The following is a 1,566-nucleotide window of genomic DNA, read 5'->3' as shown; positions in this document are numbered from 1 at the left end:
CGATATACAGCTCGCCGGTGACCCCGGCCGGCACCGGCCGCAGCGCGTTGTCGAGCACGTACAAGCGCGTGTTCCAGATCGGCCCGCCGATCGGAATCGGCCCGTCTTCGATCTCGCGGCAGGGCCAGGCGGTGACGCCGATCGAGACTTCGGTCGGGCCGTAGGAATGGTGCAGCGGCCGGCCGATGTGGGCGGCGACGCGGCGATGCAGATCGGCCGACAGCGCTTCGCCGCCGCAGACGATGCGGCGCAGGCTGGTGCAGGCGGCCGCGCCCGGCTCCTGCACGAACATCTCCAGCATCGAGGCGACGAAGTGCACGGTGGTGACCTGTTCGCGCTGGATCAGGTCAGCGAGATAGGCCGGGTCGCGATGGCCGTCGGGACGCGCAACCACCAAACGGGCGCCGTGCAGCAACGGCCAGAACAGCTCCCACACCGACACGTCGAAGCTGGTCGGGGTCTTCTGCAGCACCGCGTCGTCGGCCTGCAGTCCGTACTCGCCCTGCATCCAGGCCAGGCGGTTGACGATGCCGCGGTGCGGGATCACCGCGCCCTTCGGTGTGCCGGTCGAGCCGGAGGTATAGATCACGTAGGCCGGGTGATCGAGCTGCAGCGGGCGCGTGCGATCGGTGTCGGTGGGCGATGTATCCGCATAGCTCGCCAACTCGATTACAAACCGAGCTTCGTCGATCTGCCACAAGCCGTCATGCGCAGGCAGGCGTTCGACCACATCGCCACGCGTCAGGATCCGCACCGGCGCCGCGTCGGCGATCATGTGGGCGAGGCGGTCGCTCGGGTAATCGGTATCGAGCGGCAAATAGGCCGCGCCGCTCTTGAGCACCGCGTACAGGGCGACGACCAGTTCCAACGAACGCGGCAAGGCCACGCCGACCAGATCCTCCGGGCCGATGCCGTCGGCGATCAGGCGGTGGGCGAGGCGGTTCGCGCGCGCATCGAGTTCGGCGTAGCTCAGCGTCTGCCCATCGAACACGACGGCGACCGCATCGGGTGTGCGCGCCGCTTGCGCGCTCAACAACTCGGCCAGGGTTTGTGCTGGCACCGCGTGTTCGGTCGCATTCCAGTCGCGCAGCACCTGCGCGGTTTCGGCGGCGTCGAGCAGTTCGATGCGGCCGACCGGTTGCCCGGCATCGGCGACGAAGGCCTCCAGCAGACGCTGATAACGGCCGCCCAGGCGCAGCACCTCGTCACGTGTGAACAGATCGGGGCGGTAGCTGAGCTTGAGCTGATACGGTTGGCCTGGAATCAGCGCCAGGCCCACGGGGTAGTGCGAGGTGTCGCCGCCGTGGTGGCTGTGCAGAGCGATGCGCAGCGCATCGGGCGCGTCGTCGTCGCCGTCGCCGACCGGGAAGTTCTCGAACACCACCAGGGTGTCGAACAGTTCGCCGTGACCGGCCAGGCGCTGGATCTCGGTCAGGCCGAGGTGCTGGTGATCGAGCAGCGCCGATTGCTCGGTCTGCAGACGCAGTAGCAGGTCGCGCACCGATTCGTCCGGCCGCCATTGCAAGCGCAGTGGCAAAGTGTTGATGAACAAACCGACCATCTGCT

Annotated in this window: 1 protein-coding gene; it reads right to left on the bottom strand. The window is 67.8% G+C overall.

Annotation, left to right across the window (positions count from 1 at the left end; all coding sequences use genetic code 11):
- Positions 1 to 1,566: AMP-binding protein (locus LC490_RS24190; protein ID WP_223621892.1), on the bottom strand; the 1,566-nt coding region annotated here is incomplete at both ends.

This window comes from Lysobacter sp. ESA13C (genome assembly GCF_019970005.1).
GTDB lineage: Bacteria > Pseudomonadota > Gammaproteobacteria > Xanthomonadales > Xanthomonadaceae > Lysobacter > Lysobacter antibioticus_B.
Note: the sequence above shows the minus strand (reverse complement) of the source record. Positions and strands in the feature narration are given on the sequence as shown.